This is a genomic window from Ralstonia mannitolilytica, assembly GCF_000954135.1.
Classification (GTDB): domain Bacteria; phylum Pseudomonadota; class Gammaproteobacteria; order Burkholderiales; family Burkholderiaceae; genus Ralstonia; species Ralstonia mannitolilytica.
In genome coordinates this window covers 3,180,585-3,205,397 of record NZ_CP010799.1, presented here as the reverse complement: position 1 = coordinate 3,205,397, position 24,813 = coordinate 3,180,585, and the positions used below count along the sequence as shown (strand labels likewise).

The 24,813-nt window shown below is 67.4% G+C and carries 22 protein-coding genes and 2 pseudogenes; 10 read left to right on the top strand and 14 right to left on the bottom strand.

All coding sequences use genetic code 11. The features are described 5' to 3' along the window. Positions 1–6: 6 nt before the first annotated feature. The gene (locus TK49_RS15095; protein ID WP_045787436.1) at positions 7–726 is read right to left on the bottom strand and encodes an anti-sigma factor; all 720 of its coding nucleotides are present in this window, start codon (positions 724–726) and stop codon (positions 7–9) included. Then, entirely contained in the window at positions 726–1,373 is a 648-nt protein-coding gene (locus TK49_RS15090) for an RNA polymerase sigma factor (protein WP_045787435.1), read from the bottom strand. Before TK49_RS15090 ends, TK49_RS15095 begins: the two co-directional genes overlap by 1 nt. 191 nt (positions 1,374–1,564) lie before the next feature. Here TK49_RS15090 and TK49_RS15085 point away from each other — a divergent pair, with 191 nt between their 5' ends. Beyond that, complete coding sequence (locus TK49_RS15085; protein WP_045787434.1) at positions 1,565–2,170, top strand: ferritin-like domain-containing protein; 606 nt, start codon at positions 1,565–1,567, stop codon at positions 2,168–2,170. A gap of 31 nt (positions 2,171–2,201) precedes the next feature. On the opposite strand, the gene TK49_RS15080 is transcribed toward TK49_RS15085, so the two are convergent. Continuing rightward, the gene (locus TK49_RS15080) at positions 2,202–3,086 is read right to left on the bottom strand and encodes a LysR family transcriptional regulator (protein ID WP_045787433.1); all 885 of its coding nucleotides are present in this window, start codon (positions 3,084–3,086) and stop codon (positions 2,202–2,204) included. Between the two features lie 136 nt (positions 3,087–3,222). On the opposite strand from TK49_RS15080, the gene TK49_RS15075 reads away from it, so the two are divergent. Then, a complete protein-coding gene (locus tag TK49_RS15075; RefSeq protein ID WP_045787432.1) occupies positions 3,223–4,635 on the top strand; it encodes an MFS transporter in 1,413 nt (470 codons plus the stop codon). A 3-nt stretch (positions 4,636–4,638) separates the two neighbouring features. On the opposite strand, the gene ppc is transcribed toward TK49_RS15075, so the two are convergent. After that, positions 4,639–7,650 (bottom strand): phosphoenolpyruvate carboxylase, encoded by a 3,012-nt coding sequence (gene ppc, locus TK49_RS15070; protein ID WP_045787431.1) that lies wholly within the window; start codon positions 7,648–7,650, stop codon positions 4,639–4,641. Positions 7,651–7,759: 109 nt separating this feature from the next. Here ppc and hemC point away from each other — a divergent pair, with 109 nt between their 5' ends. The 3 genes from hemC to TK49_RS15055 are packed head-to-tail and all read left to right on the top strand — an operon-like array spanning position 7,760 to position 12,114. Next, positions 7,760–8,776: a hydroxymethylbilane synthase gene (gene hemC / locus TK49_RS15065; protein ID WP_045787430.1), complete on the top strand. Its 1,017-nt coding sequence runs from the start codon at positions 7,760–7,762 to the stop codon at positions 8,774–8,776. A 15-nt stretch (positions 8,777–8,791) separates the two neighbouring features. Further along, complete coding sequence (gene hemDX, locus TK49_RS15060; RefSeq protein WP_045787429.1) at positions 8,792–10,918, top strand: fused uroporphyrinogen-III synthase HemD/membrane protein HemX; 2,127 nt, start codon at positions 8,792–8,794, stop codon at positions 10,916–10,918. A gap of 2 nt (positions 10,919–10,920) precedes the next feature. Then, entirely contained in the window at positions 10,921–12,114 is a 1,194-nt protein-coding gene (locus tag TK49_RS15055) for a heme biosynthesis protein HemY (RefSeq protein WP_045787428.1), read from the top strand. A 23-nt stretch (positions 12,115–12,137) separates the two neighbouring features. On the opposite strand, the gene TK49_RS15050 is transcribed toward TK49_RS15055, so the two are convergent. From TK49_RS15050 to TK49_RS15030, 5 genes are all read right to left on the bottom strand, one after another. Then, positions 12,138–12,671 (bottom strand): cytochrome b/b6 domain-containing protein, encoded by a 534-nt coding sequence (locus TK49_RS15050; protein WP_045787427.1) that lies wholly within the window; start codon positions 12,669–12,671, stop codon positions 12,138–12,140. Positions 12,672–12,675: 4 nt separating this feature from the next. Next, complete coding sequence (locus TK49_RS15045) at positions 12,676–12,942, bottom strand: PepSY domain-containing protein (RefSeq protein WP_045787426.1); 267 nt, start codon at positions 12,940–12,942, stop codon at positions 12,676–12,678. 158 nt (positions 12,943–13,100) lie between these two features. After that, a complete protein-coding gene (locus tag TK49_RS15040; protein WP_045787425.1) occupies positions 13,101–14,432 on the bottom strand; it encodes an MFS transporter in 1,332 nt (443 codons plus the stop codon). Between the two features lie 124 nt (positions 14,433–14,556). Further along, entirely contained in the window at positions 14,557–15,315 is a 759-nt protein-coding gene (locus TK49_RS15035; RefSeq protein ID WP_045787424.1) for an SDR family oxidoreductase, read from the bottom strand. A 34-nt stretch (positions 15,316–15,349) separates the two neighbouring features. After that, positions 15,350–16,786, bottom strand: a complete 1,437-nt coding sequence (locus TK49_RS15030; RefSeq protein ID WP_045787423.1) for an aldehyde dehydrogenase family protein — start codon at positions 16,784–16,786, stop codon at positions 15,350–15,352. A 164-nt stretch (positions 16,787–16,950) separates the two neighbouring features. On the opposite strand from TK49_RS15030, the gene ppa reads away from it, so the two are divergent. Together ppa and TK49_RS24210 are read left to right on the top strand one after the other, a co-directional pair. Next, the gene (ppa, locus tag TK49_RS15025) at positions 16,951–17,478 is read left to right on the top strand and encodes an inorganic diphosphatase (RefSeq protein WP_045787422.1); all 528 of its coding nucleotides are present in this window, start codon (positions 16,951–16,953) and stop codon (positions 17,476–17,478) included. Between the two features lie 298 nt (positions 17,479–17,776). Continuing rightward, positions 17,777–17,965, top strand: a complete 189-nt coding sequence (locus TK49_RS24210) for a hypothetical protein (RefSeq protein ID WP_082062881.1) — start codon at positions 17,777–17,779, stop codon at positions 17,963–17,965. A 71-nt stretch (positions 17,966–18,036) separates the two neighbouring features. On the opposite strand, the pseudogene TK49_RS15020 reads toward TK49_RS24210, so the two are convergent. The 3 genes and pseudogenes from TK49_RS15020 to TK49_RS15010 all read right to left on the bottom strand — a co-directional run. Then, positions 18,037–18,273: pseudogene (locus TK49_RS15020) on the bottom strand (peptidogalycan biosysnthesis protein); the annotation flags it as partial. Between the two features lie 35 nt (positions 18,274–18,308). Further along, complete coding sequence (locus TK49_RS15015; RefSeq protein WP_045787420.1) at positions 18,309–19,604, bottom strand: ISL3 family transposase; 1,296 nt, start codon at positions 19,602–19,604, stop codon at positions 18,309–18,311. 132 nt (positions 19,605–19,736) lie between these two features. Then, positions 19,737–20,732, bottom strand: a pseudogene (locus TK49_RS15010) (GNAT family N-acetyltransferase); the annotation flags it as partial. 54 nt (positions 20,733–20,786) lie between these two features. Between TK49_RS15010 and TK49_RS15005 the strand changes: the two are divergent. The 3 genes from TK49_RS15005 to glnK are packed head-to-tail and all read left to right on the top strand — an operon-like array spanning position 20,787 to position 23,414. Continuing rightward, positions 20,787–22,424 carry an NAD+ synthase gene (locus tag TK49_RS15005; protein WP_045787419.1) on the top strand — a complete coding sequence of 546 codons (1,638 nt, stop codon included), beginning with the start codon at positions 20,787–20,789 and terminating at the stop codon, positions 22,422–22,424. A 9-nt stretch (positions 22,425–22,433) separates the two neighbouring features. After that, on the top strand, positions 22,434–23,060 hold the full coding sequence (locus TK49_RS15000) for a class I SAM-dependent methyltransferase (protein WP_045787418.1): 627 nt from the start codon (positions 22,434–22,436) through the stop codon (positions 23,058–23,060). A gap of 15 nt (positions 23,061–23,075) precedes the next feature. Then, a complete protein-coding gene (glnK, locus tag TK49_RS14995) occupies positions 23,076–23,414 on the top strand; it encodes a P-II family nitrogen regulator (RefSeq protein ID WP_045787417.1) in 339 nt (112 codons plus the stop codon). Positions 23,415–23,453: 39 nt separating this feature from the next. On the opposite strand, the gene TK49_RS14990 is transcribed toward glnK, so the two are convergent. Next, positions 23,454–24,074: a trimeric intracellular cation channel family protein gene (locus TK49_RS14990; protein ID WP_045787416.1), complete on the bottom strand. Its 621-nt coding sequence runs from the start codon at positions 24,072–24,074 to the stop codon at positions 23,454–23,456. Positions 24,075–24,111: 37 nt separating this feature from the next. Next, positions 24,112–24,777 (bottom strand): Smr/MutS family protein, encoded by a 666-nt coding sequence (locus TK49_RS14985; RefSeq protein ID WP_045787415.1) that lies wholly within the window; start codon positions 24,775–24,777, stop codon positions 24,112–24,114. Between the last annotated feature and the right edge of the window lie 36 nt (positions 24,778–24,813).

Here is a 24,813-nt window from a genome sequence, read left to right as displayed (position 1 = left end):
GGGTGCCTACAGCGTGCTGCCGATCAGCGCCCCCTTGAAGACCACCGGCCCCGTCGGCCCCTCCGGATTGGGCGAGCCTCCACGCGGTTCCACGCTGATGGCGAGGGCCGGGACCTGCCGCAACGGCTGCGGCACCGTCAAGCGGACGGCGCGCTGGTGCCCGATCACCCCAAGTGACTGCGGATGCCCGCCGGGCGGCAGGGCCCACAGCTGCAAGGCCTGCTCGCCGGAAAGCGGCGTGGCGTCGAGTCGCTTGAGCGACAGGATGCCGGTCCGGGCGTCCCACGTGACGAGCACGGCCGCCTGCGCCTGTGCGTCCTGCAGCACGGCGACAGCGTCGGCAATGGGCGCCTCGCGCAACTGCTGCGCCAGCCGCAGGTTCAGCCCGACGGCCACGACGGCAACCAGCGCGGCGGCGGCCGTCGCTGCGCGCCAGAAGCCCGTGCCCTGCCAAAGCCGTTGCCACCATCGCTCGCGCGCCGGTGGAGGGTCGCGCCAGCCCAGTTGCACTTCCACGCGGCAGAGAATCTCGGGCAGCGGCGCGGTGGCGGGCTGCAGCGCCGGCAGATCCGCCAGATAGCGCTGCCAGCGCTCCACGGTCGCGCGCACGGCGTCGTCACGGCGAATGATCTGCTCGAAGCGCCGCCTGGCGCCCGCGCGTAGCGTGCCCACCGCATATTCGGCGGCCAGCTTGTCGACGAGATCGGGGTGGCGGCGAGGGTCCATCACGGCGCTCCGAGGCATGCGCGCAGGCGGTCCAGGCTGCGCCGCATCCACGATTTGACGGTGCCCAGCGGCAATGAGAGTGCCTGGGCCAGCTCGGTGTGCGACAGGTCGCGCAGATAGGCCAGCGTGACGACTTCACGCTGCCGCGGGTCCAGGCGCTTCAGGCATTCCGCGAGCGCCCGTGCCTGCTGGCCAGCGAGCGCGAGGTCAGCCGGACCGGGCGCGTGATCGGCCAGTACGTCGGCGTACGACGCATCCAGCGGTACGGATTCCTGCACCCGCTCTGCATGCTGGCGGCGCAGGCAGTCCAGCGCGCGGTTGCGCACGATGGTGGTCATCCACGTCATGGGGGCGGCCAAGTGCGGGCGGTAGTCGCCGGCGTGGCGCCAGATGTTGACGAAACTTTCCTGCAAGACGTCCTCGGCCCAATCCTTCCTGACCAAGATACGCAGCGCGAGCCCGAACAGTTTCGGCGCGCATCGCGCATAGAGCGCACGCAGCGCATCGCGCTCGCCCAGGCCGATGCGCTGCAGCAGGGCGGCCAGTTCGTCGGCCTCGCTTCCCTGCGGGCGTCCGGTTGCGGCCGCCGCTGGTGCGATGGCGTTTTCGGCTGCGTGGTCTGCGGCGGTGCGCTGGAAGGTGAGCACGGGGCGGCGTTGTGGTGTGTCCTGCACGAAGTGTAGGAAGAATCCGGCGTCGTGGGGCAATTCACGATGAGGTCGGGAGGTTTTGCATCCAGTGGCGACTGCGCTCCGTATAAGCGGGCAGGCGGTGGATAAAACGCCGCCGGCCCGCATCCCGTGGGCCGCTTCCTCCACGAAAGCACAGGAGTCCAACCATGGATACGACGAAAGAGCGGGATCTGCTCGATACCGATACACCGCGCATGGACGCACGCCGCCGCGTACTGCTGCGCGCGCCGGGGCTGATGGCGCTCGGTTCGCTGGCGGCGGTGACGCTGGGGCGCTCGATGCCAGCCTGGGCGCAGACGCAGTCGGGCAGCGTGAAAGACGACATCAACATCCTCAACGTGGCGCTCGGGCTGGAGTACCAAGCCATCGCCGCATACCAGGTGGGGGCGGAGAGCGGGCTGCTGCAAAAGCCGGTGCTGGCGACGGCGGTGAAGTTCCAGGGCCATCACAAGGCGCACGCCGCCGTGCTCGCGGACACCGTTTCCAAGCTGGGTGGCACGCCGGTCATGGACAAGAAGGTGTCGGAATACAACTTCCCGATCAGCCAGTTGAAGACGCAGGCCGATGTCCTGCGCTTTGCCGCCGGGCTCGAGAAGGGCGCGACGTCCGCCTACATGGGCGTGATGCCCAATTTCCATACGCGTGAGCTGACCAAGGCTGCGTCCAGCATCATGGGCGACGAAGCCATGCACTGGGCGGTGCTGCTGTCGGCGCTCGGCGAGGATCCGGTGCCGGTCGCTTTCATCAGCTAGCCCAGATTGCGCCGCTGCGCCACCGGGCCCGTTACGGCGCAGCGGTCTTCTTGAGCGCGTCGAAGGCCTCGACGATGCACTCCATCAGCGCCCGGATGCGCGCGGTCTTGTGCAGATCGGCATGCGTGACGAGCCACACGTCCTGCATGCTGCGGCGGTTCGGCAGAACACGCACGAGTTGCGGATAGGCCTCGGCACGGCGGCATACCAGTTCGGTGATCCCCATGCCCGCGGCCACCGCCTCGATGAGTGCGGTCGCCGAATTGCTCTGCAGCACGACCCGGCCGCGCGTGATGGGCTCGCCGCAGAGGTCGTCCCACATCCATGGCACTTCGTTGCGCGGGTAAAGCACGAGGTCGTGGCCCGCAAAGGCGCTTCCCTCTTCGGGCTCGCCGCGCGCGGCGACGTAGCCTCGGCTTGCGTAGACGCCCGTTTCCATGTGTCCGATACGCCGGGCGATGAGGTCGGGCGCGTCCGGGCGCAGCGTGCGCACCGCCACGTCGGCCTCGCGCTTGGTCAGGTTGGCGATGCTCTTGGAGGCCATGCACACCACGTCGATACCCGGATGCCGCTGCCGCAGCTGCGCAATGGCCGGCAGCACGAAGGTGGCGGCCATGGTGTCGGTGGTGGCCACGCGGATGGTGCCGGCGAGCTGCGCGTCGATGCCGGCCACGCGGCGCTCGATGGCGTGCGCGGCTTGCTCCATCGCCTCGGCCGGGGCCAGCAGCGCCTCGCCGGCGGGCGTCAGAACCAGCGCGGTGGATGTCCGCAGGAACAACTTGGCCGACAGCTCTTCTTCCAGTCCCGCAACGCGGCGGCCGACCGTGGCCTGATCGACGCACAGCCGCTGTGCCGCGCCGCGCAGCGTGCCGGTGCGCGCCACGGCCAAGAAAAAGCGGGCGTTGTCCCAGTTCATGGTTCGGCTCCTGGTCTTCGTAGTCTGGGTGATGCAGATTTGCAGCGGAGTGATGCAAAAACACTGCTTTTTTGGATGCCCTGCCAAGCCTACACTTCGGCGCATGAACTTGCCAAGATTGCCGAAGGGTTCCGTCATGTCTTCTTGCAACGCCAACGCATTGTGTGCTCCTCAGCGGCCCGACCTCAGCCGCTGGCGCCGCAATGCCACGCTGGGCATCCTTACGTCGGGTGTGTTCATGGCCGTGCTCGATACGACCGTGGTCAACGTGGCCCTCATCGCCATGCGCGACAGCCTGCACAGCAGCGTCGCCGAACTTGCCTGGATCGTCGACGCTTACACGCTGGCGTTTGCCGCGTTCATCCTCACCGGGGGCCTGCTCAGCGACCGTATCGGCGCGCGCACGGTGTTCATGGCCGGCATGGCCGTGTTCATCGTGGCGTCGGCCGGCTGCGGGCTGGCGCCTTCGGTTGCCACGCTGATCGCCGCGCGCATCCTGCAGGGTGTGGGCGCGGCGATGTTCCTGCCGAGCTCGCTGTCGCTGATCCGCAGCACCTTTGAAGACCCGCGCGAGCGCGCCTGGGCCATCGGCCTGTGGGGCGCCATCGTCGCGACTGCGGCGGCGGTGGGGCCGGCGCTCGGCGGCATTCTTGTCGATACGTACGGCTGGCGCAGCGCGTTCCTCATCAACGTGCCGCTGGGCGTGGCGGGCATGCTCGGCACGTGGGTGATCGTGCGCGAGGTCCAGCCGGTGCGTGCCCGGCCCTTCGATTGGGCAGGGCAGGTCACCAGCGCGGTGATGCTCGCGGCGCTGTGCTTCGCGGCCATCGAGTGGCCGGTGCGCGGCGGGCAGTCGCCGTGGGTGTGGGGCGCTGCGCTGTTGACGCTGGCGGCCGGCGCGCTGTTCGTCATGGCCGAACGCCGCGCGCCTGCCCCGCTGGTGCCGCTGGCGTGGTTTGCGCACCGCACGCTGGGTGCCGTCAACGGCATGGGCTTCCTGCTGAACTTCGGCTATTTCGGCGCGCTGTTCGTGTTGAGCCTGCATTTGCAGAACGCGGAGCACCTGAGCGCGCGCCAGACCGGTCTCGTCATGCTGCCGATGGCGATCAGCCTGTCTGCGGGCAACATCTCTGCGGGCAAGCTGATGGGGCGGTTCTCTGCGTACAGCATGATGCTCAGCGGCCTGCTGATCGCCGCGTTGGGCCTGATGGCGACATCGGCCGCGCTGAGCGGGCACGCGCCACTGTGGCTCGCCAGCGCGACGATGGTGGCGTACGGCGGCGGCACCGCGCTCGCCATTGCACCGATGACGTCGACCATCCTGTCCGCCGCACCGGGCGAGCTCGCCGGCACGGCGTCGGGCCTGCTCAATGCGGCGCGGCAGACCGGCAGCCTGCTGGGCGTGGCGGCGGCGGGCGCCGTCGTGACGGTGGTGCCCGACGTCGCGCGCGCCGCGCCCACCGTGTTCGGGCTAATGACGCTGTCTTACGCCGGCGCGATGGCGATGGCGTGGATCAGCCGCCGCCCCGCCGCCACCGCGCTGGCCTGAGCGTCAGCCGCTATTGCGCAGCCCGGCCGCGATCCCGTTGATCGACAGGTGGATGCCGCGGCGCACGCGTGCATCGTCGCTGCCGGCCTTGCCCGAGCGGAACCGCTTGAGCAGTTCGACCTGCAAGTGGTTCAGCGGGTCCAGGTAGGGGAAGCGGTTTTTGATGGAGCGCGCGAGCAGCGGGTTGTCGGCCAGGCGCTCCGATTGCCCCGTGATGGCGGCCAGCATCTGCTCGGTCAACGTGAACTCCGCCGAGATGCGCGAGAACACCGCGTTGCGCAGCTTGCGGTCCTCGCACAGCTGCGCATAACGCGAGGCCACGTTGAGGTCCGCCTTGGACAACACCATGTCCATGTTCGACAGCAGGTTCGCAAAGAACGGCCACTGCTTGTACATGCGCTTGAGCGTGGCCAGGCGTGCCGCGCGGGCCCGGGCGCTGCCGGCGGCGTCCAGCCACTGCTGCACGGCGCTGCCAAAGCCGAACCAGCCCGGCAGCAGCAGGCGGCACTGGCCCCACGAGAAGCCCCACGGAATCGCGCGCAGGTCTTCGATGCGACGATGCTTCTTGTCCATCAGCTTGCGCGAGGCCGGGCGCGAACCGAGGTTCAGGTCGGCAATCTCGGTGATGGGCGTGGTGGCGAAGAAGTAGTCCTTGAAGCCCGGCGTTTCGTAGACGAGGTTCCGGTATGCGGCAAAGGCGTTGTCCGACAGCGCCTGCATGGCGGCTTCGAACTCTTCCAGGCCCTTGGGGCGGTTGCGCGTAGGCAGCAGCGTCGCTTCCAGCGTGGCGGCGACGATGGTCTCCAGGTTGCGCCGGCCGATCTCGGGGTTGGCGAACTTGCTGGAGATGATTTCGCCCTGTTCGGTCAGGCGGATCTGACCGTTCACGGTGCCCGGCGGCTGCGACAGGATGGCCTGGTAGGTCGGGCCGCCGCCTCGGCCCACCGTGCCGCCGCGGCCGTGGAACAGGCGCAGGCGCACGCCCTTGCGCTCGAACAGCTCCACCAGTGCCAGCTCGGCCTTGTACAGCTCCCAGTTGGAGGTGAGGAAACCGCCGTCCTTGTTGGAGTCGGAATAGCCGAGCATGACCTCCTGCTCGTTGCCCTGCGCGGCCAGCACGGCATCGAAGCCGGGCAGGGCTAGCAGCTCGCCCATGATCTCCGGGGCGTTGCGCAAGTCTTCAATGGTTTCGAACAGCGGGATCACCATCACGTCCAGCCCTGCGCCTGCACCCTCGGCGCCCGTGCGGAACATGCCGGCTTCCTTCTGCAGCAGCATCACTTCGAGCAGGTCGGACAGCGTCTCGGTGTGCGAGATGATGTAGTTGCGCACGATGCGGTTGCCGTAGCGGGCCCGCACCTCGCGCGCGGCACGGAAGATGTCGAGCTCCGACGTGGTCTGCTCGCTGTACGTATGGAACGGCAGCGTCAGCAGGCGCGGCTGTTGCAGCTCGCGCAGCAGCAGCGTGCGCTTCTCGGCTTCGGACAGCGCCGCGTACGCGCTTTCCACGCCCGCGACCTTGAGCAATTCGGCGACGGTCGCTTCGTGCACGTCCGACACCTGCCGCAAGTCGATCGAAGACAGGTGGAAGCCGAACACATCGATCGCGCGCGCCAGCGAGCTCAGGCGCGCATCTGCCAGCGCCTCGCCGTGGTGCGCGGCCAGCGAATCGATGACGGTCTGGATGTCGGCGCGCAGTTCCTCCGCGCTGGCATAGGCGGGTGCCGGGCCCACGGCATGGCGGCCTGCGTCTTCGCCAGTCAGCTCGCGGCACGTGGCAGCCAGCCGGGCGTAGACGCCGATCAGCGCGCGGCGGTAGGGCTCGTCCGCGCGATGCTCGGAGCGGTCGGGCGATTGCTCTGCCAGCGCCAGCAGTTCGGCGCTTACATCGACCTGCGACGTTGACATCGACAGCTCGGCGCCCAGTGCGTGGATCTCTTCCAGGTACCACGCGAGGATCACGCTCGCCTGCTTGCGGGCCGCGTAGCGCAGCGTTTCTGCCGTGACGAACGGGTTGCCGTCGCGGTCGCCGCCGATCCACGAGCCCATCTGGAAGAAGGCGGGCAGCGGAGCCGGCGCGCCACGGGCGCCGCGGCGCGGGAAGACGGTCGCCAGATCCTCTTCGAGCTCGCGGTACAGCGCGGGAATCTCGCGCAGGAACGTCGTCTGGTAGTACGACAGCGCGTTTTCGATCTCGTCGGCCACCATCAGGCGCGTGGTGCGCAGCATGCGCGTCTGCCACAGCTTGGTCACGTGCGCGCGCAGCAGCGTCGTGTTGCGTTCGCGCTCGCGCGTCGTGAGCGGCGTGTCCCGTTCGGCCAGCAGGCGCGCAATCTCGCGCTGCGCATCGAGAATGCTCTTGCGCTGCACCTCGGTCGGGTGCGCAGTGAGCACCGGCACGATCAGCGCGGCATCAAAGAACCGGCGCAGCGTCTCGCCAGACACCCCTTCATCGGCCACCGACAGCAGCGCCCGCATCAGGCTGCCCGGCTGCGGCGGCGAGCCGGCCAGCGCATGCACGCGGCGGCGGCGGTTGTGGTGCTGGTCTTCGGCAATGTTGGCCAGGTGCGAGAAATAGCTGAACGCGCGCACCACGGAGTTCGTCTGCTCGCGCGAGAGCGTCTTGAGCAGGCGGTCGAGATCCTGCTCGGCCTGGCGGTCGCCATCGCGGCGAAAGCGTACGGCGGTCTGGCGGATGGTCTCGACGGTTTCGAAGGCGGCGGCGCCTTCCTGTTCGCGCAGCACATCGCCCAGCAGGCGGCCGAGGAAGCGGATGTCTTCCTTGAGCGGCTGGTCCTTGGCCGCCGCACTGCCAGACGAGCGCCGTGCGACTGGCCCGAACGATGGCGCACCGAGTGATGTGCCGTTGGCCTGGTCCACGCCATTGGCCTTGGCCACCGGCGGTGTCGCGGCTTTGGCCGCCCTGGTGGCCTTGGCCGGCTTGGCGGGGGCGGCGGATGCCTTGCGGGCGGGGGTCGCGCGCGAGGAAGCGCGGCGCGCGGCGGGCTGCGTCATTACTGTCTCCTGAATGGGATGGGTAGGGTGCTGGATGCGCACCGTTTTCGGCATCATTTCAACGTGATAGTCGGGCTGTCGCGAAAATGCTGCGTGCTACCATTGCCGCATGTCTTCCAACACCCGTCCGACCCCCGTCGAATCCCAGCTTGCAACGACTCCTGCAGCCCAGGCGCCGACCAAGCTGGTCATCGCCTCGCGCGAAAGCCGGCTTGCACTTTGGCAGGCCGAACACGTGCGTGCTGCATTGCAAAAATACTATCCCGCGTGCGACGTGTCCATCCTCGGCATGACCACGCGCGGCGACCAGATCCTCGACCGCTCGCTCGCCAAGGTGGGGGGCAAAGGCTTGTTCGTGAAGGAGCTGGAAGTCGCGCTGGCCGAGGGGCGGGCCGACCTGGCCGTCCATTCGCTCAAGGACGTGCCGATGGAGCTGCCGCAGGGCTTTGCGCTGCCGACCATCCTCGAGCGCGAAGACCCGCGCGACGCCTTCGTCTCCAACGACTACGCAGACCTTGCATCGCTGCCGGCCGGCGCCGTGGTGGGCACGTCCAGCCTGCGCCGCGAGGCTTCGCTGCGCGCGCGCTTTCCGCACTTGGTAATCCGGCCGCTGCGGGGCAACCTCGACACGCGCCTGGGCAAGCTGGATCGCGGCGATTACGCGGCCATCATCCTGGCTGCGGCCGGGCTCAAGCGCCTCGGTCTGGGCAATCGCATCCGCTCGATCATCGCGCCGGAAGAATCGTTGCCCGCGGCAGGCCAGGGCGCACTCGGCATCGAAATCCGCGCCGATCGTGCCGACGTGCAAGCGTGGCTGGCGCCTCTGTATCACCTGCCGACAGCGCTGGCGGTCACGGCCGAGCGTGCCGTTTCGCGCATCCTGGGCGGTTCTTGCCAGGTGCCGCTGGCTGCGTTTGCGCAGTGGTCGGACGCCGGCACGCTGCGCCTGCGCGCCTTCGTTGCCTCGCAGGACGGCACCCGCAAGCTCGCCGCCGACGGCGAAGCCGCACCTGCCACGCTGGCCGAAGCCGATGCGCTGGGCGTGCGCGTTGCCCGGCAGATGCTGGACGGCGGTGCGCGCGACATCCTTGCCATGCTGGGCGCCGACGCGCCGCCTGCCACCTGATTCCAACGGCTCGCCATGGACGATCAATTGCCGCCGAACTCGTCGCCATCATCGCCCGCCTCCAGCGCGCCACCCGCTGCCCAGCTTCCTGCCGATCCGCCTGTCGTGGTGGTCACGCGCCCGCGTGCGCAGGCGCCCATGCTGGTGGTGGCGCTCGAGCGCCACGGCTTGCGCACGCACCAGTTCCCGCTGCTCGACATCGCACCGACGCCGAACCTGGACGACTTGCGCGCGGCGCTGGGTGACCCGTCGCGCTATGCGCTCGTTGTATTTGTCAGCCCAAATGCCGTGCAGCAGGCGTTTGCTGCCATGCCCGAGGGCTACCGGTGGCCTCAGGAAGTGCCGGTGGCCGTTGTCGGACCAGCGAGCGCCCAGGCACTGGCCGCCCATGGCGTTGCGCCGCCCGCGCATCGCGTGATCCAACCCGACACGCACGCCGACGATGCCCGGCAGGATTCGGAGGCGCTGTATGGGCGGCTCGACGTGCCGTCCCTGCAGGGCCGCGAGGTGCTGATCGTGCGCGGCAACGGCGGGCGCGAATGGCTGGCCGATCAGCTGCGCGAAGCCGGCGCATCGGTTCGCACGGTGGAGGCGTATCGGCGCAGTGTGCCCGCGCCTGATGCCGCCGCGTGGCTGGCGTTGCGCGCCGTGCTCTCGCGTCGCCACGCGTGGACGCTCACCAGCTCTGAAGCCGTTCGCAATCTCGATGAGCTGGCCCGCGCCAACCTGTCGCCGCCGGACCTCGATACGCTGCATGGCGCGCCATGCTTCGCTTCGCATGCGCGCATCGTCGAACAGGCGAAATCACTGGGTTTCCGCGACGTCACCCTTACCGGGGCCGGCGATGATCGCCTGCTCGCCAGCGTGCTGGCCTGGGCCGGGCCCGTGTCGGTACCGGTGCCCGTGCCGGCCGCTGCAGAATCGAACATTCCTTCTTCCTCATCCACCGTGACGCACACTCCCGTTCCCTCGTCCGCTCCTGCGCCGGCACCCGCCCCGACATCGGGCGCCACGCCGGCGGCGGACAAACCCAGCCCCGCTCCCGCACCGTTCGCGCCCAGCATGACCGTCAACCATGCGCCGCGCCGTGGCGGCTGGCTGATCTGGGTGGTGCTGGTGATCGTGGTGGTGGCGGTGGCTGCGCTGCAGGTGCGCAACGAACGCTTGGCACGCGACATCCGCCAGCGCGCGCAGCAGAACGAAGCGCTGGCGCAGGAGATGCGCGTGCTTTCGCGTGCCGACCAGGATGCCGTCGCGCAACTGCAGCAAAAGTTCGGCGCGCTCGATGCCCGCACGACCGAAACGCGCGACCGGCAGACTGCCCTCGAGCAAGCCAATCAAGACCTGCTGCGTAACCGCGACGACTGGCAGCGCGCCGAGATTCAACGCTCACTGGAGGTCGCGGCGGAGCAACTGCAGTTGACGGGCAATGCGGCGGGCGCGCTGACTGCGCTGCAAGCCGTCGAAGCGCGTCTGGCTGCCCTCGATAAGCCGCCGTTCAACGCCGTGCGCCGCGCGGTTTCGCGGGATATCGCCAAGCTCAAGGCGATGCCGTCGCTCGACCTGTCGGGCGCGGCGCTGCGGTTGGACGACGCCATCAACGCGATCGATACGCTGCCTGTTCTGGCTTCGGCCCAGCCGCTGGATGCAGAACGTGCCGCGCAGGAGAGGCCGCGCGAGCCGGCAGCAAAATCCACCAGACATGCGAAGGCGCACGCGGCTGCGGCATCGGCTCCCGGCGCGTCTGAGCAGGCCGCTGCCGGCTGGTCTGCCGGCGTGCGCACCTGGTGGTACCGGCTCTGGGACGACGTGCGCGGTGAACTCGGCCAGATCGTGCAGGTGCGCCGCGTCGACCAGCCCGAGGCGTTGCTGCTCTCGTCCGACCAGGAGTGGTTCCTGCGCGAGAACCTCAAGCTGCGGCTCATGAACGCGCGCCTCGCGCTGCTTTCCCGCAACGACGCCGTCTTCCGTGCCGATCTCGCGCGCGCCGATACGCTGCTCTCGCACTATTTCGACACGAAGTCGGCGCAGGTGACGGCGGTCCAGAACCAGTTGACGCAAGTGCGTGCCGCGGTCGGCACGCTGCAGGTGCCGACGCTGGCTGAGAGCCTGGCGGCCGTGCGCGGCCAGGGCAAGGAGTGAGTATGCGCTGGGTATTCTGGGTCGCGCTCCTGTTTGCCGCCGCTGTCGGACTGGCGCTCTTTACCGAACTGAACCTGAGCAACGTGGTGCTCTTCTACCCGCCGTACCGGGTGGAAATGTCGCTCAACTTCGTCTTGGCGGCGTTGCTGCTGACGTTTGTCGTGCTGCATCTGCTGATGCGGGTGTTTCACCACGTGGCGGGCATGCCGGCGCGTGCGGCGGCCTACCGCGAGCGCAACCGGATCCTGAAGGCGTCCGCCGCGCTGCGTGAAGCGATGGAAAGCCTGTTTGCCGGCCGCTTTGGGCGCGCCGAGCGCCTTGCGCGCGAAGCGCAGGCCTGGGAGCCACAACGCGAGACAGCGGCCCTGATCGGGGCTCGTGCCGCACACCGCATGCAGGAAACCGAGCGCCGCGACGCCTGGATGGCCGAGGTCGTCTCGCCGGATCGCGAGCAGGCCAAGCTCGTATCGATGGCCGAGCTGCTCGTCGATGCGCGCGATGCGGAAGGCGCGCTCGAGAAGATCGCGCAACTGCAATCGCAGGGTGCGCGCCAGATTCACGCGCAACGCATCGCACTGCGCGCGCACCAGCACCTGAAGAACTGGAGCGAGGTGCTGCGCCTAACGCGCGCACTGGAAAAGCGCAACGCGATTCACTCGGTGCTGGCGGCGCGTCTCAAGCAGATGGCGTGCGAAACGCTGCTGGCCGAGCGCCGCCATGACGCCGATGCCCTCAACAGCTTCTGGCGCGAGTTGACCACCGAAGAACGCCGCTCGCCGCGCATTGCGTCCCAGGCCGCGCTGTACTTTGCGCAGTTGGGCCGCACCGAGGATGCCAAGCGCATTGTCGAAGACGGGTTGAAGACGCACTGGGACGGCCGCCTGATCCGCCGCTATGCCGACTGCGCGGTGCCCGGGAAGGCATTGCCGCTCATCCAGCAGGCCGAGAAATGGCTGGCGCAACATCCCGTGGACGCCGACCTGTTCTACACGCTCGGCATGCTGTGCTTCAAGGAGCAGCTCTGGGGCAAGGCCCAGTCGAACCTGGACGCGGCCTTGAAGTACGCCGATGCCGACCATTCCGGCAACCTGTGCGCGCATGCGCATCTGACGCTCGCGCAGATGTACGAGCAGACCGAACGGCTGGAAGAGGCCCAGCGGCACTACCGGCAGAGTGCCTTGCTGGCCGTCAAATAGGCGGACGGCTTGCGGAGCTTGCGTCAGTCGTGGCGCCGCTTCTTGCCGGTGAGCATTGCGAGGATGAGGTTGTCCTTGTGTACTACGCTCATGACGATGGCTGCGCTCACGTGCAGCACCACCAGCGCCAGAAGCGCGTACGCGGCCCAGGCATGCAGAACGATGGGCCAGTCCTCGCCCCAGAATGCATCGAGGCGCGATAGCCAGCCCGTGGCGGTGAGCGCGGCGACGAGGCCCCACATTGCCAGCATCCCCAGCGCGCCGAGCGGGTTGTGGCTGGCGAACTTCATCGGGGTGCGCGTGCGCAGCGAGGCAAGATAGCCGCGCAACGTCGATACGCGCGGCCACCATGCGGCAAACCGTGCGTTCCGGCTGCCTACCACACCCCACACCAGCCGCGCCGCGACCAGCGCGGCAGCGGCATAGCCGAGATTGCGGTGCAAGGGGCCGCCCGAATCTTCAAACAGATTCCACAGCACCAGTGCCCCCACGCTCCAATGCGTGAGGCGGACGACGGCATCCCACGCCGGCGCGGGCGTGGGCGATTCCTGCGTCACGGCCTTATTTCTCGATCTCGGATTTCACGACTTCCAGGGTCTTGGTGTCGTAGTAGATCTCGACTTTCTTGCCGTCCTTGTTGGTGCCGTAGATTTCGTAGCAGTTGCCGTCGACCTTGAACTTCTTGATGTTGTAGCCCTCGGCCTTGATCTTGGCCTGCGCTTCGGCCTCGGGCATCCATTCGTTCTTCGGGTGCTTGGCGCACTTGGCGCTGGCCAGCGCGCTGGTGGAGCAGGCAATGGCCAGGGCGGCGACGGTGATCTTCAGCATGCGGTCTCCTCGTTGAGGGTTCAGGGAGAACGCAGTCTGGGCCAGTCGAGAATGATTCGCAATACGGGATTTCCGCCAGGGGCGGCGGCGCTGTAATGCGATGGAAAGGAAGACGCGCCACCGCTATCGTGAGGCGGTGGCGCGGATCTGCCCCGGGGTTACTTGTTGACCGTCCGCGCGGGCACCGAGAGCGTCAGGACCGCGCCCAGCACCATCGAGGCCGCCAGCATGTACATGCCCGAATCGGTGCTCTGCGTGGCGTCCTTGAGCCAGCCGACGGCGTAGGGGCTCAGGAAGCCCGCCAGGTTGCCCAGCGAGTTGATCAGCGCAATACCGGCCGCGGCGCCCGTGCCCGCCAGGAAGGCGGTTGGCAGGCTCCAGAACAGCGGCAGCGTGGTCAGGATGCCCATGGTGCCCAGCGTGAGCGCGGCCATGGCAAGCGTCGTGTTGGTGTGCCACACGGCCGACAGCACCAGCCCCACCGCGCCCGCAACGGCCGGAATGGCAATGTGCCAGCGCCGTTCGCGTGTGCGGTCTGCGCTGCGGGCGACCAGGATCATGGCGACGACCGCCGCGCCGTACGGAATGGCCGTCAGCAGCCCCACCGAGAACGGATCGGCCACGCCCGTCTGCTTGATCAGCGTCGGCAGCCAGAAGCTCACGCCGTACAGTCCCATCACGAAAGTGAAGTAGATCAGGCTCATCAGCCACACGCGCGGGCTGGACAGCACGGTGCCGATGGGCGGGTCTTCCTTTTCGGCGTCTTCCGCGGCGATGTTGCGGGCGAGCAGGGCCTTCTCATCGTCGGTCAGCCACTTGGCGTGCGCGATGCGGTCATCCAGATAGAACAGCACGATGATGCCCACGATGACCGACGGAAGACCTTCGATCAGGAACATCCATTGCCAGCCGGCCAGGCCCTGGACGCCGGCAAACGTCTTCATCGCCCAGCCAGAGAGCGGCCCGCCAATCACGCCGGACAGTGCCACTGCCGTCATGAAGAAGGTGGTGGTCCGTCCGCGCCGGTGTGCCGGATACCAGTAAGTGAGGTACAGGATGATGCCCGGGAAGAAGCCCGCTTCGGCCAGCCCCAGCAGGAAGCGCATCACGTAGAACATGGCCGGCGTGGTCACGAACATCATGGCCGCCGAGATGATGCCCCACGAGATCATGATCCGCGCGATCCACAGGCGCGCTCCCACGCGGTGGAGGATCACGTTGCTCGGCACCTCGAACAGGAAGTAGCCGATGAAGAAGATGCCCGCACCGAGCCCGTAGACGGTCTCGCTGAACTTCAGGTCGTTGAGCATCTGCAGCTTGGCAAAGCCAACGTTCACGCGGTCCAGATACGCCACCACGTAGCACAGCAACAGGAACGGAACCAGGCGCCAGCTCACCTTGCGGTAAGTGGCCTCTTCGAATGCGCTTGCGGACTGCGGCGGCAGCGTGCCTGCCCCGCCAACCGGTGAGGGTGGGGTGGTGGTGGCCATCGGGTCTCCTTGTGTTGTTGTGAGCTCAGGCCGAGGAATGCCTCGTCACCAACCTCGGCCCGGAAAACCGCCACCGCATTCTGCGCTCGTCGGCGCGTGTCGCCAAGCGTTTGCGGGTCAGGGCTTACACGCAGCGCCCGCCATCTACCTCGAGGCACGTGCCGGTGATGAACTCGGCTTCGTCCGAGGCCAGGTACAGGCACGCATTGGCCACATCCTGCGGCGTGGACAGGCGCCCCATCGGGATCGTCGCCAGAAAGCGGGCGCGGTTCTCGGGCGTGTCGGGCATGCCCATGAACTGTTCGATGAGGCCGGTCGCGCCCATCACGGGGTTCACGCAGTTCACGCGGATCCTGTCCGGCCCCAGCTCCGCGGCCATCGCCTTGCTGGCCGTGATGACGGCGCCTTTGCTCGCGTTGTACCAGACCAGCCCCGGCCGCGGCCGGATGCCGGCGGTGGACGCCACATTGACGAACACGCCGCCGCCGCGTGCACGGAAGTGCGGCACCATGTGGTGCGCCGTCCAATAGACGCTCTTCACGTTGACGGCCATCACGCGGTCGAACTCCGCCTCGGTGATCTCCAGGATCGGCTTGTTCCTGTGTGTGGTGCCGGCGTTGTTCACGACGATGTGCAGGTCGCCATAGCGCGCCAGCGTGGCGCCGAGCAGCTTGGCCACGGAATCGCCATCGGACACGTCGGCCTGTACGAAGTGCGCGTCGCCGCCGGCCACGCGGATGGCGCTGGCGACGCGCTCGCCGGCTTCGGCGTTCAGGTCATTGACAATGACGCGGGCGCCTTCGCGGGCAAAGGTGTTGGCGATGCCCTCGCCGAAACCCGAACCCGCGCCCGTGACGATGGCGATCTTGCCGGCAAGCCGCATGGTGTCTCCTCGTGTTGTCTGCGTTGTAGGTGTGTCAGCCGTGGCGGATGGCGATGGTCTTCAGCATTGTGAAGCCGTACAGCGCCTCGAAGCCTTTCTCGCGGCCGTGGCCGGATTGGCCCGTGCCGCCGAAGGGCAGCTCCACGCCGCCGCCCGCGCCGTAGTTGTTGATGAAGACCTGGCCCGCCTTCAGCTTGCGCGCCAGGCGCATCTGCCGGGCACCGTCCAGCGTCCACACGCCGGCGACCAGGCCATACGGCGTGCCGTTGGCCAGTGCCAGCGCCTCGGCTTCCGTATCGAACGGCATCGCGGCGAGCAGCGGGCCGAACACTTCTTCCTGCGCCAGGCGGTGCGTGTGCGGCACGTCGCGCAGCAGCATCGGCGCCTGGTAGTAGCCGGTTTCCGGCGCCTCCGGGACGATCTGCCCCTGCGCCATCACCGGGATGTGGGCGTGCTGCGCATCCGAGACGAAATCCCACACGCGCTGCTGCTGCTTCGGGTTGATGAGCGGGCCGCAGTCAAGGTCCAGCGACGACGGGCCGACCTTGATGGCTTCGAACACCGTCGCCAGGCGGTCCAGTACTGTTTCATAGACGCTGCGCTCGATGAGCACGCGGCTGCCGGCCGAGCACGTCTGCCCGGCGTTCTGCACGATACCGTTCACCACGGCCGGGATCGCCGCTTCCAGATCGGCATCCGCAAAGAGAACCTGCGGAGACTTGCCGCCGAGTTCCAGCGTCACTGGCACGTGGTTTTCGGCCGCCGCGCGCGCGATGGCCTTGCCGGTTTCCGGCGACCCGGTGAACGACATGTGGTTGATGCCCGGATGCGCTGCCAGCGCCGCGCCGGCCTCATGGCCGTAGCCGGTCACGATGTTGAGCGCACCATCGGGCAGCCCGGCCTCGGCGGCCAGCTCTGCCACGCGCAGGATGGACAGGCACGCGTCTTCGGCCGGCTTGACCACGCACGCATTGCCCGCGGCCAAGGCGGCCCCCACGCTGCGGCCGAAGATCTGCATCGGGTAGTTCCACGGGATGATGTGCGCCGTCACGCCATGCGGCTCGCGCACCGTCAGCACCGTGGTATCAGCCGGATAGGGGATCGTCTGGCCGTGCAACTTGTCCGCCGCACCGGCGTAGAACTCGAAGTAACGGGCGACGGCACGGGCGTCGGCGCGGGCCTGGCGCATCGGCTTGCCGGTGTCGCGGGCTTCCAGGCGGGCGAGTTCTTCTTCGTGATCGGCCAGGCGCAGCGCCACGCGCATGAGCAGGCGGCCGCGCTCGGCCGGGCTCAGCTGGCCCCACACGCCGTCAAAGGCACGCCGGGCGGCGTGCACGGCCACGTTGATGTCGGTGGCGTTGCCGCGTGCAATCTCGGCAAAGGACTGGCCATCGGACGGATCGAACACTTTGATGCGCATGCCCGAATCGGGCGACATCAGGCGGTTGGCGATGAAGTGCTGGGCGTGCATGGGGGGGTTCCTGCAGAAGATCGGCAACGCACGATTCTCGCACGGGCACACCGGGGCGGGCAGCCGGTAGTCAGGGGCTATAATGCCCGCCGACAGTTTTTCACGCTTCTTTTCAACCCTCTGCGCCGCGTTTCTACGCACTTCGCGCATTCCGGAGCATTTCCATGAGCTTCAACAACGTCTCGCCGGGCAAGGACATCCCCAACGATTTCAACGTCATCATCGAGATTCCGGCGCAGAGCGACCCGGTCAAGTATGAAGCCGACAAGGAAACGGGCATGCTGCACGTCGACCGCTTCGTCGGCACCGGCATGCGCTACCCGGCCAACTACGGCTTCATCCCGCAGACCCTGTCGGGCGATGGCGACCCCGTGGACGTGCTGGTTGTCACGCCGTTCCCGCTGATCCACGGCTGCGTGGTCCGCTGCCGCGCGCTCGGCATGCTGAAGATGACGGATGAATCGGGCGTCGACGCCAAGCTGGTGGCCGTGCCGGTCAACAAGCTGAGCCCCGCTACCGCCCACATGACCGACCTGTCCGACATCGGCCAGAACCTGCTGGACCAGATCAAGCACTTCTTCGAGAACTACAAGGCGCTCGAAGCCGGCAAGTGGGTCAAGGTCGAAGGCTGGGGCGGCATCGAAGAAGCCCATAAGGAAATCGTCGACGGCGTGGCCAACTATAAGAAGTAAGCCACTTCCGGTTTTTGCCGTACGGCTTGTCCGACAAATCCCGGCCTCCGAAAGGAGGGCCGGGATTTTTTCATGGCAGCGACGCACCGATGGCGCAGCCGGAGCGCCGTCGAGGCCCGTCGGACCGCCATCTGCGCCGATCGGGGATGAACCATGCGAATCTCGATGATTATGTCGATTTATGCATAATCGAGTCGCGTAATGGCGCTATACAGAGATTTAAGTAACGCTCATTTGCTCGCGGGAAACGAGCCCTCTAGACTCCCCGTCAAGTTTGACTCCAACCCCTGGTATTGCGATGTTGAACAAGACCGTTGTCGTTCCCGTCCTCTCCGCTGCTGCCATGGCCGCGTTCACGGTGTGGGCGCTGCTCGTCGGTCCGCCCGACAGCGCACATGCCGGCGAACGTGCTGTTGCGTCGACCACCGCGGCCGCTCCTGACGGGGCGCATTGTGTGATCGCCCAGCAACAGCCTGCGGCCCACTGAATTGACCTCCAGCGTCCGCCGTTCGCGCGGACGCGGTCTTTCCACTTCTGCTGTTCTTCCGCCGCACGGCCTCACGGCTCGCGCCTGAATGGCGAGCGGTCCGTCAGTTCATCGCGATACGCCTGCATGCCCGCCGTTTCCCGCTCCAGGAACCGGCTCACCGCATCGGCAAAGGCCGGGTGCGCCAGCCAATGCGCCGACAGCGTCGCCACAGGCTCGAACCCGCGCGCCATCTTGTGCTCGCCCTGGGCGCCGCCCTCGAATGTGCGGATGCCGTGTTCGATGCAATACGCCAGTGGCTGGTAATACGGCTCCATGTCGTTTCGTGTGGAAAGCAACACTGTCACTGGGGCATCGCCGGCGCGAATGGGCTGGCCGGCAGGTGCTTGAGCTTGGACATGCGCAGGTAGGCGATGGCGATGAAGTTCTGGCTCGTCCTGAAGCCGCGCGCGGCGCGCTTGGCCTGCTGCAGCAGCCCGTTCATCGCCTCGACGAAGGCGTTGCTGCGGTGATCGACCATGCCGCGCACCACCGCGTCGAACCGCTCCTTGAGCGTGGCGGCCAGCTTCTTGAACGGCTCGAGCCGACAGCGCCGCGCCCAGCTCAGCCAGGCCCTGAGGTCGGATGCGGCCTGTTCGATGCTGTTGTGCGCTGTGGCCCGTGCGTACACCTCGCGCAGCGCCATCTTCAGCCGCCACGCCCGCGCGCTCTTGAGCGTCGAGCGCTGCAGCCAGTGCATCGCCTGGAGCTGGCGGGCGCTCCAGGTGCTGGGGTTGCGCCGCATGCCCCACAGCAGCTGCCTGAGCGTCTTGCGGCCGCCAGCGCCCAGCGCGGCTCGCACCGCCTGCGCGTCGGTGGCCATCTCCGCGCGGCGCACCTGGTCCATCGCATCGATGGCCATCGAGACGACGTGAAAGCGGTCGTAGCTGATCTGCGCCTCGGGCAGCGCCAGCGCCACGCCCTTGGCGTAGGCCGCGCTCATGTCCATGCACACGTGCCGCACCTGGGCGGGATCGCCGCCATGGGCCTTCAGATCCTCGGCGAACTCCACCACCGTGCGGTGCTCGCGCCCCTCGGTGGCGAACAGCAGCCGCTTGCGATCCAGGTCGTGCACGACGGTGATGTAGTGCTGCCCGCGCCGCAGGCTGGTCTCGTCGATGCCCACCGTGCGCACGCCGGAGAAGTCTTCCAGCGCACGCGCCTGCTCGACGTAGAACTCGATGCGCCGCCACAGCCGCTTGTCCTTGCAGCGCAGCAACTCGGCGGCCTGGCGCACCGGCAGGTCCAGGCACAAGGTCAGCGCCAGCGCTTCGAACGCCGCGGTGAAGCCCGAGCCCGGACGCGCCCAGGGCACGGCCACCTGCGTGGTCTTGCCGCAGGCACCGCAGGCCACGCGCGGCACGTCGCAGTGCAGCCAGGCCTCGAACTGGAAGAAGTCCAGGTGCCGCCAGGATCGGCGCAGCCGGTCGTGCACCGGTTGCGTGGCCGCACCGCATGCCGGGCAGGCGATCCTGCTGGTGTGGCAGCCGATCTCGAAGTCGATACGCCGCTTGGCGGTGTCGAGCCTGACGTCATCGACGACCCACGGCGGCTGCAAGCCCAGCGCGCTGGTGAACAGAGCTTCTACGGCAATGCCCATGGACTCATCCTCCTGATCAAACACGCCTCGTGGACATGTGCACAGGCCGGCCAGCGGCCTGCACACATGCCCACCGGGCTCGACGACCAGGAGTCATTGTGACTGTTGGGTTCCACACGAAATGACGAAGGACCGGTAATACGCGGTCTCGAAGTGCAGGCAGGGGTGATGTTCGACCGCCCCCCAGTACCTTCCATACATGACCGAAGCCTCCGGCCGCCTGTCGATCACCAGCAGCGCGCTGGCGATGTCGTTGCCGTCGCGCGAGGCGATCACGAGCAGCAGGTTCTCCGGCATCGTCTGGCCGATCTGCTGGAAGAACGCCAGGTTCAGGTACGGCGACGAGTGATGCTCACGATAGGTCGCCCGATAGCAGCGGTGGAAAAAGCGCCAGTCGGCTTCGGTGGCCGCGGCGCCCGGCACATGGCGGAACGTGATGCCGGCCTCGCGCACCCGCCGGCGTTCCGCGCGGATGTTCTTGCGCTTTTTCTGCTCCAACGCGCCGAGGAAGTCGTCAAAGCTGGCAAACCCGGCGTTGCACCAGTGGAACTGCACGCCCTCGCGCAGCAGCATGCCGGCCGCGCGCATCTGCTCGGCCTCATCAGCGGTCGGGAAGAGCACGTGCAGCGACGACAGCTCGCTCTGGCGCGCGATGGCGAGCAGCGTGGCGAGCAGCGCCGCCCGCGAAGCCGCATCGCGCGCCAGGAGACGGGCACCCTGCACCGGCGTGAACGGCACGGCCGACAGCCATTTCGGGTAGTACTCCAGCCCGTGCTGCGCATACGCGTTGGCCCACGCCCAGTCGAAGACGTATTCGCCGTAGGAGTGGCCCTTCACATACAGCGGCATGGCCGCGGCCAGCACATCGCCATCGGAGGTGGGCTCCCACAGCGTCAGGTATTGCGGCGACCAGCCGGTTTCCGGTGAGGCGCTGCCGCTTTCGTGCAGTGCCTGCAGGAAGTCGAAGCGCAGAAATGGCGTGGCTTCGGGCTGCAGGGCCAGCAGGGCGTCCCACGCGACGCGGCCGATGTCGCGCAGATCGGTCACGAGCTGCGTGCGATAATTGGCCGATTCGTGTCGCGAACCAGTGCGAGCTTCGGGCCCGGGAAAAAGGGGGCGAGAGGTCATGCCGCCGATTCTAATTCCAGCCCGGAATGCCGCGCTTGCCTTCCACATACCCCCATGACCGTCACAGTCGCTCTTGCACAGATCAACTGCACCGTCGGCGATTTCGCCGGCAATGCCGCCCGCATCGTTGCCGCCGCACGTGAGGCGCACCAGGCCGGTGCGCGCATTCTGGTTACGCCGGAACTTTCGCTCACCGGCTATCCGCCCGAAGACCTGCTGTTGCGCCCGGCGTTCATCGACGCCAGCGCGCGTGCGCTGGACGCGCTGATCGCAGAGTTGGCGGCGTTTGCAGGCCTGCACGTGCTGATCGGGCATCCGCAGATCTCGCTGGAGCCCCCGGCGCCGGGCGTGCTGCCCAAGCCCACCAACGCCTGCACCGTGGCCGCCGATGGCCGCGTGGTCGGCCGCTACCACAAGCTCGATCTGCCCAATAGCGAGGTCTTTGACGAAAAGCGCTACTTCCAGCCCGGCACCGAGCCCTTCGTGTTCGAGGTGGATGGCACGCGGTTCGGCGTCATCATCTGCGAAGACGCGTGGTACCCCACGGCCACGGCCTACGCCAAGGCCGCTGGCGCGCAGGTGGTGCTGATCCCGAACGCGTCGCCGTATCACCTCGACAAGGAAGACCTGCGCGAGCAGATCATCGGCGCGCGCGTGAAGGAATCGAGCTTGCCGCATGTGTATGCGAACCTCGTCGGCGGGCAGGACGAGCTCGTGTTCGACGGCGGCTCCTTCGTGCTCGATGCCGACGGCAAGGTGGTCGTGCAGATGGGCCAGTTTGTCGAAGGCCTCGGCTATGCGCAGTTCGACGGCGGCAAGGCGCTGCCCGGCACGATCGTGCCCGAGGCGCCGCTGGAAGCGCAGGTGTACGAAGCACTCAAGCTCGGCGTGCGCGATTACCTCGGCAAGAACGGTTTTCCGGGCGCGATCATTGGTCTTTCTGGCGGGGTCGACTCCGCCCTCGTGCTGGCGATTGCCGTCGATGCGCTGGGCGCCGACCGCGTGCGCGCCGTCATGATGCCGTCGCGCTACACGGCCGACATCTCCTGGCTCGATGCGCGCGACATGGCCGCCCGCCTCGGCGTGCAATACGACGAAATCCCCATCGCGCCGATGTTCGACGCGTTCAAGGGTGCGCTGGCGGAGGAATTCCGCGACCTCCCGGAAGACGCCACGGAAGAGAACATCCAGGCGCGCATTCGAGGCACGCTGCTGATGGCGCTGTCCAACAAGTCCGGCCGCATCGTGCTGACCACCGGCAATAAAAGCGAGATGGCGGTCGGCTACTGCACGCTGTACGGCGACATGGCCGGCGGCTTTGCGGTCATCAAGGACATCTTCAAGACGCTGGTCTACCGGCTGTGCCGCTACCGCAATACGCTGTCGGACGTGATTCCCGAGCGCATCCTCACGCGCGCGCCGTCAGCCGAGCTGCGTGAAAACCAGACCGACCAGGACAGCCTGCCCGAATACGATGCGCTCGATGCCATCGTGCAGCGTTACATGGAGCAGAACCAGCCGGTGGCCGACATCATCGCGGCCGGCTTTGCCGCGGCCGACGTGCAGAAGATCGTGCGTCTCATCAAGATCAACGAGTACAAGCGCCGTCAGGCCCCGGTGGGCATCCGCGTCACGCAGCGGGCGTTCGGGCGGGATTGGCGGTATCCGATCACCTCGCGCTTCAAGGAATAGGCCGACGCCATGCTCGACTACTACGCCAGGCGCGCCCCCGAATACGAAGGCATCTATGCGAAGCCGGAGCGGCAGGGCGATCTGGCGTGGCTGAAGGCGCGCGTGCGCGACATCACGCGTGGTGCACGGGTGCTGGACCTGGCGTGCGGCACCGGCTTCTGGACCGAGGCCATGGCGGACGCGCGCAGCATCGTCGGCGCCGACTACAACGACACCGTGCTGCGTATCGCGCGCGACAAGCGCATCGCCGGGGCGTCCTTCGTGCGTGCGGACAACGATGCGCTGCCGTTCGTGCCCGGTGCGTTTGATGTGATGACCGCAGGATGCTGGTGGTCGCATGTGCCGCTGCAGCGTTTGCGTGCACACGTCGAAGGGTTGCACCGCGTCGTCGGGCCAGGCGTACGCGTGCTCTGGTTCGACAACCAGTATGTGGCCGGCTCCAGCACGCCGATCGCCTACCGCGACGAACATGGCAACACGTGGCAGCGTCGCCCCCTGCAGGACGGCACCGAGCACGATGTGCTGAAGAACTTTCCCGACGACCCCGTGCTGCTGCAGACGGTGGCCGGCATCGGCAGGGATGTGCGCGTCACCCGCCTCCAGTATTATTGGACGCTTGAATACCTCACCAACTAGTTTGCGAGACACCCCATGAAACAGATCACCGCCATCATCAAGCCCTTCAAACTGGACGAAGTGCGCGAGTCGCTCGCCGACGTGGGGGTGACCGGGCTGACCGTCACCGAAGTCAAGGGTTTCGGCCGGCAGAAGGGCCACACCGAGCTGTATCGCGGCGCCGAATACGTGGTCGACTTCCTGCCGAAGATCAAGATCGAGGTGGTGGTGGCCGACAGCCAGGTCGAGAACGTGATCGATACCATCGTCAAGGCTGCCAAGACGGGCAAGATCGGCGACGGCAAGATTTTCGTGATGCCGGTGGAGCAGGTGATCCGCATCCGCACCGGCGAGAAGGACGAAGCCGCCGTGTAAGCGGTTCTTGGCCGGCGTGCCAACGCCGGCCGGTGTCGATCAGCGCGGCAGGGTGATGTTCCAGCGCAGCGCCACCAGCCGCCCGATCACGATCGCCAGCGTGGCGATCACCACGGATACGCTCGGCAGCAGGTCCGTATGCGTCAGCCCGACGTAGAGGAAGCACCCGAGAAATGCGCACGTCGCGTACGGGTGGTTGTCCCGCAGCAGCATGGGCACTTCATTGCAGACCACATCGCGCAGCAGGCCGCCAAAGGCCGCCGTGATGACGCCCATCATCACCGAGACGAAGACCGGCACGCCCGCATCCAGCGCCAGCTGCGTGCCAAGCACGCCAAAGAGCCCGAGGCCGATGGCATCGGTCACGATCAGCAGGCGGTCCGAGACCAATTGGCTTACCAGCCGGATCACCCAGTTGGCGAACAGGCTCATCACGAACAGCGCCAGCAGGTAGTGCTCGTGTTCCACCCAGTAGAAGGGCCGGCGATCGAGCAGCAGATCGCGTAGCGTGCCGCCGCCAAACGCGGTGAGGAACGCCACGATGAACGCGCCCACGGCATCGAGCCGTCGCCGCTTCGCCTCGGCCAGCCCCGAGATGGCAAACGAGAAGACCGCGAGGATCTCCATCCAGTGCATGACGAGTTCCAGGCGCGAGTGCATGGGCGTGCTGTTCTTGTTGTATCGACTGGGTGCTGCTTCAGGAGCCGTGCGGCTGGCGCAGCAGCACCAGCACCGCGCCGGCGCCGCCGGCCGTGTTGCGCGGCTCGACGAAGGCGATCACTTCTTCCTTCTGCACCAGCCAGGAACGCACCTTGCCCTTGAGCACGGGCGTCCGGTCGGGCGAGCCAAGGCCCTTGCCGTGAATCACGCGCACGCAGCGGATGCCGCGCTGCACCGCCCGGCGCAGGAACGCCGCCAGCGCCTCGCGGGCTTCATCGCGGCGCAGGCCATGCAGGTCGATCTGGTCTTGCGTGGCCCACTCGCCGCGGCGCAGTTTCTTCAGTACGTCGGCGCCGATGCCGGGGCGGCGGTACGACAGCGTGTCGTCGGTGTCGAGCAGGTTGTCCACGTCGAATTCGTCCGACAGGGAGGCATCGAGCACGCGCTTGTCTTCGGCGCGCGAGTGCACCGGGTCGGGGGCCGGAGGATTGCGCGGATGCTCCACGCGCCTGTTCTGGCGCAGCGCACTGACCTCGCCGATGCTGGCGCGGAAGATGTTGGCCTCTTCGGCCGCCTGGCGTGCCGCCGCTTCGGCGCGCTGGCGTTCGGCTTCACGGGCCTCGGTCTCGTGCTTGAGCTGCTCGCGCAGCTTGGCAAGATCGGTCAGCCCGAGCTTGTTGGCGGGAGTGGAGGCGCGTTTCATGGCGAAGGGCAGATCAGGTGGACCGTGCGTGGATTA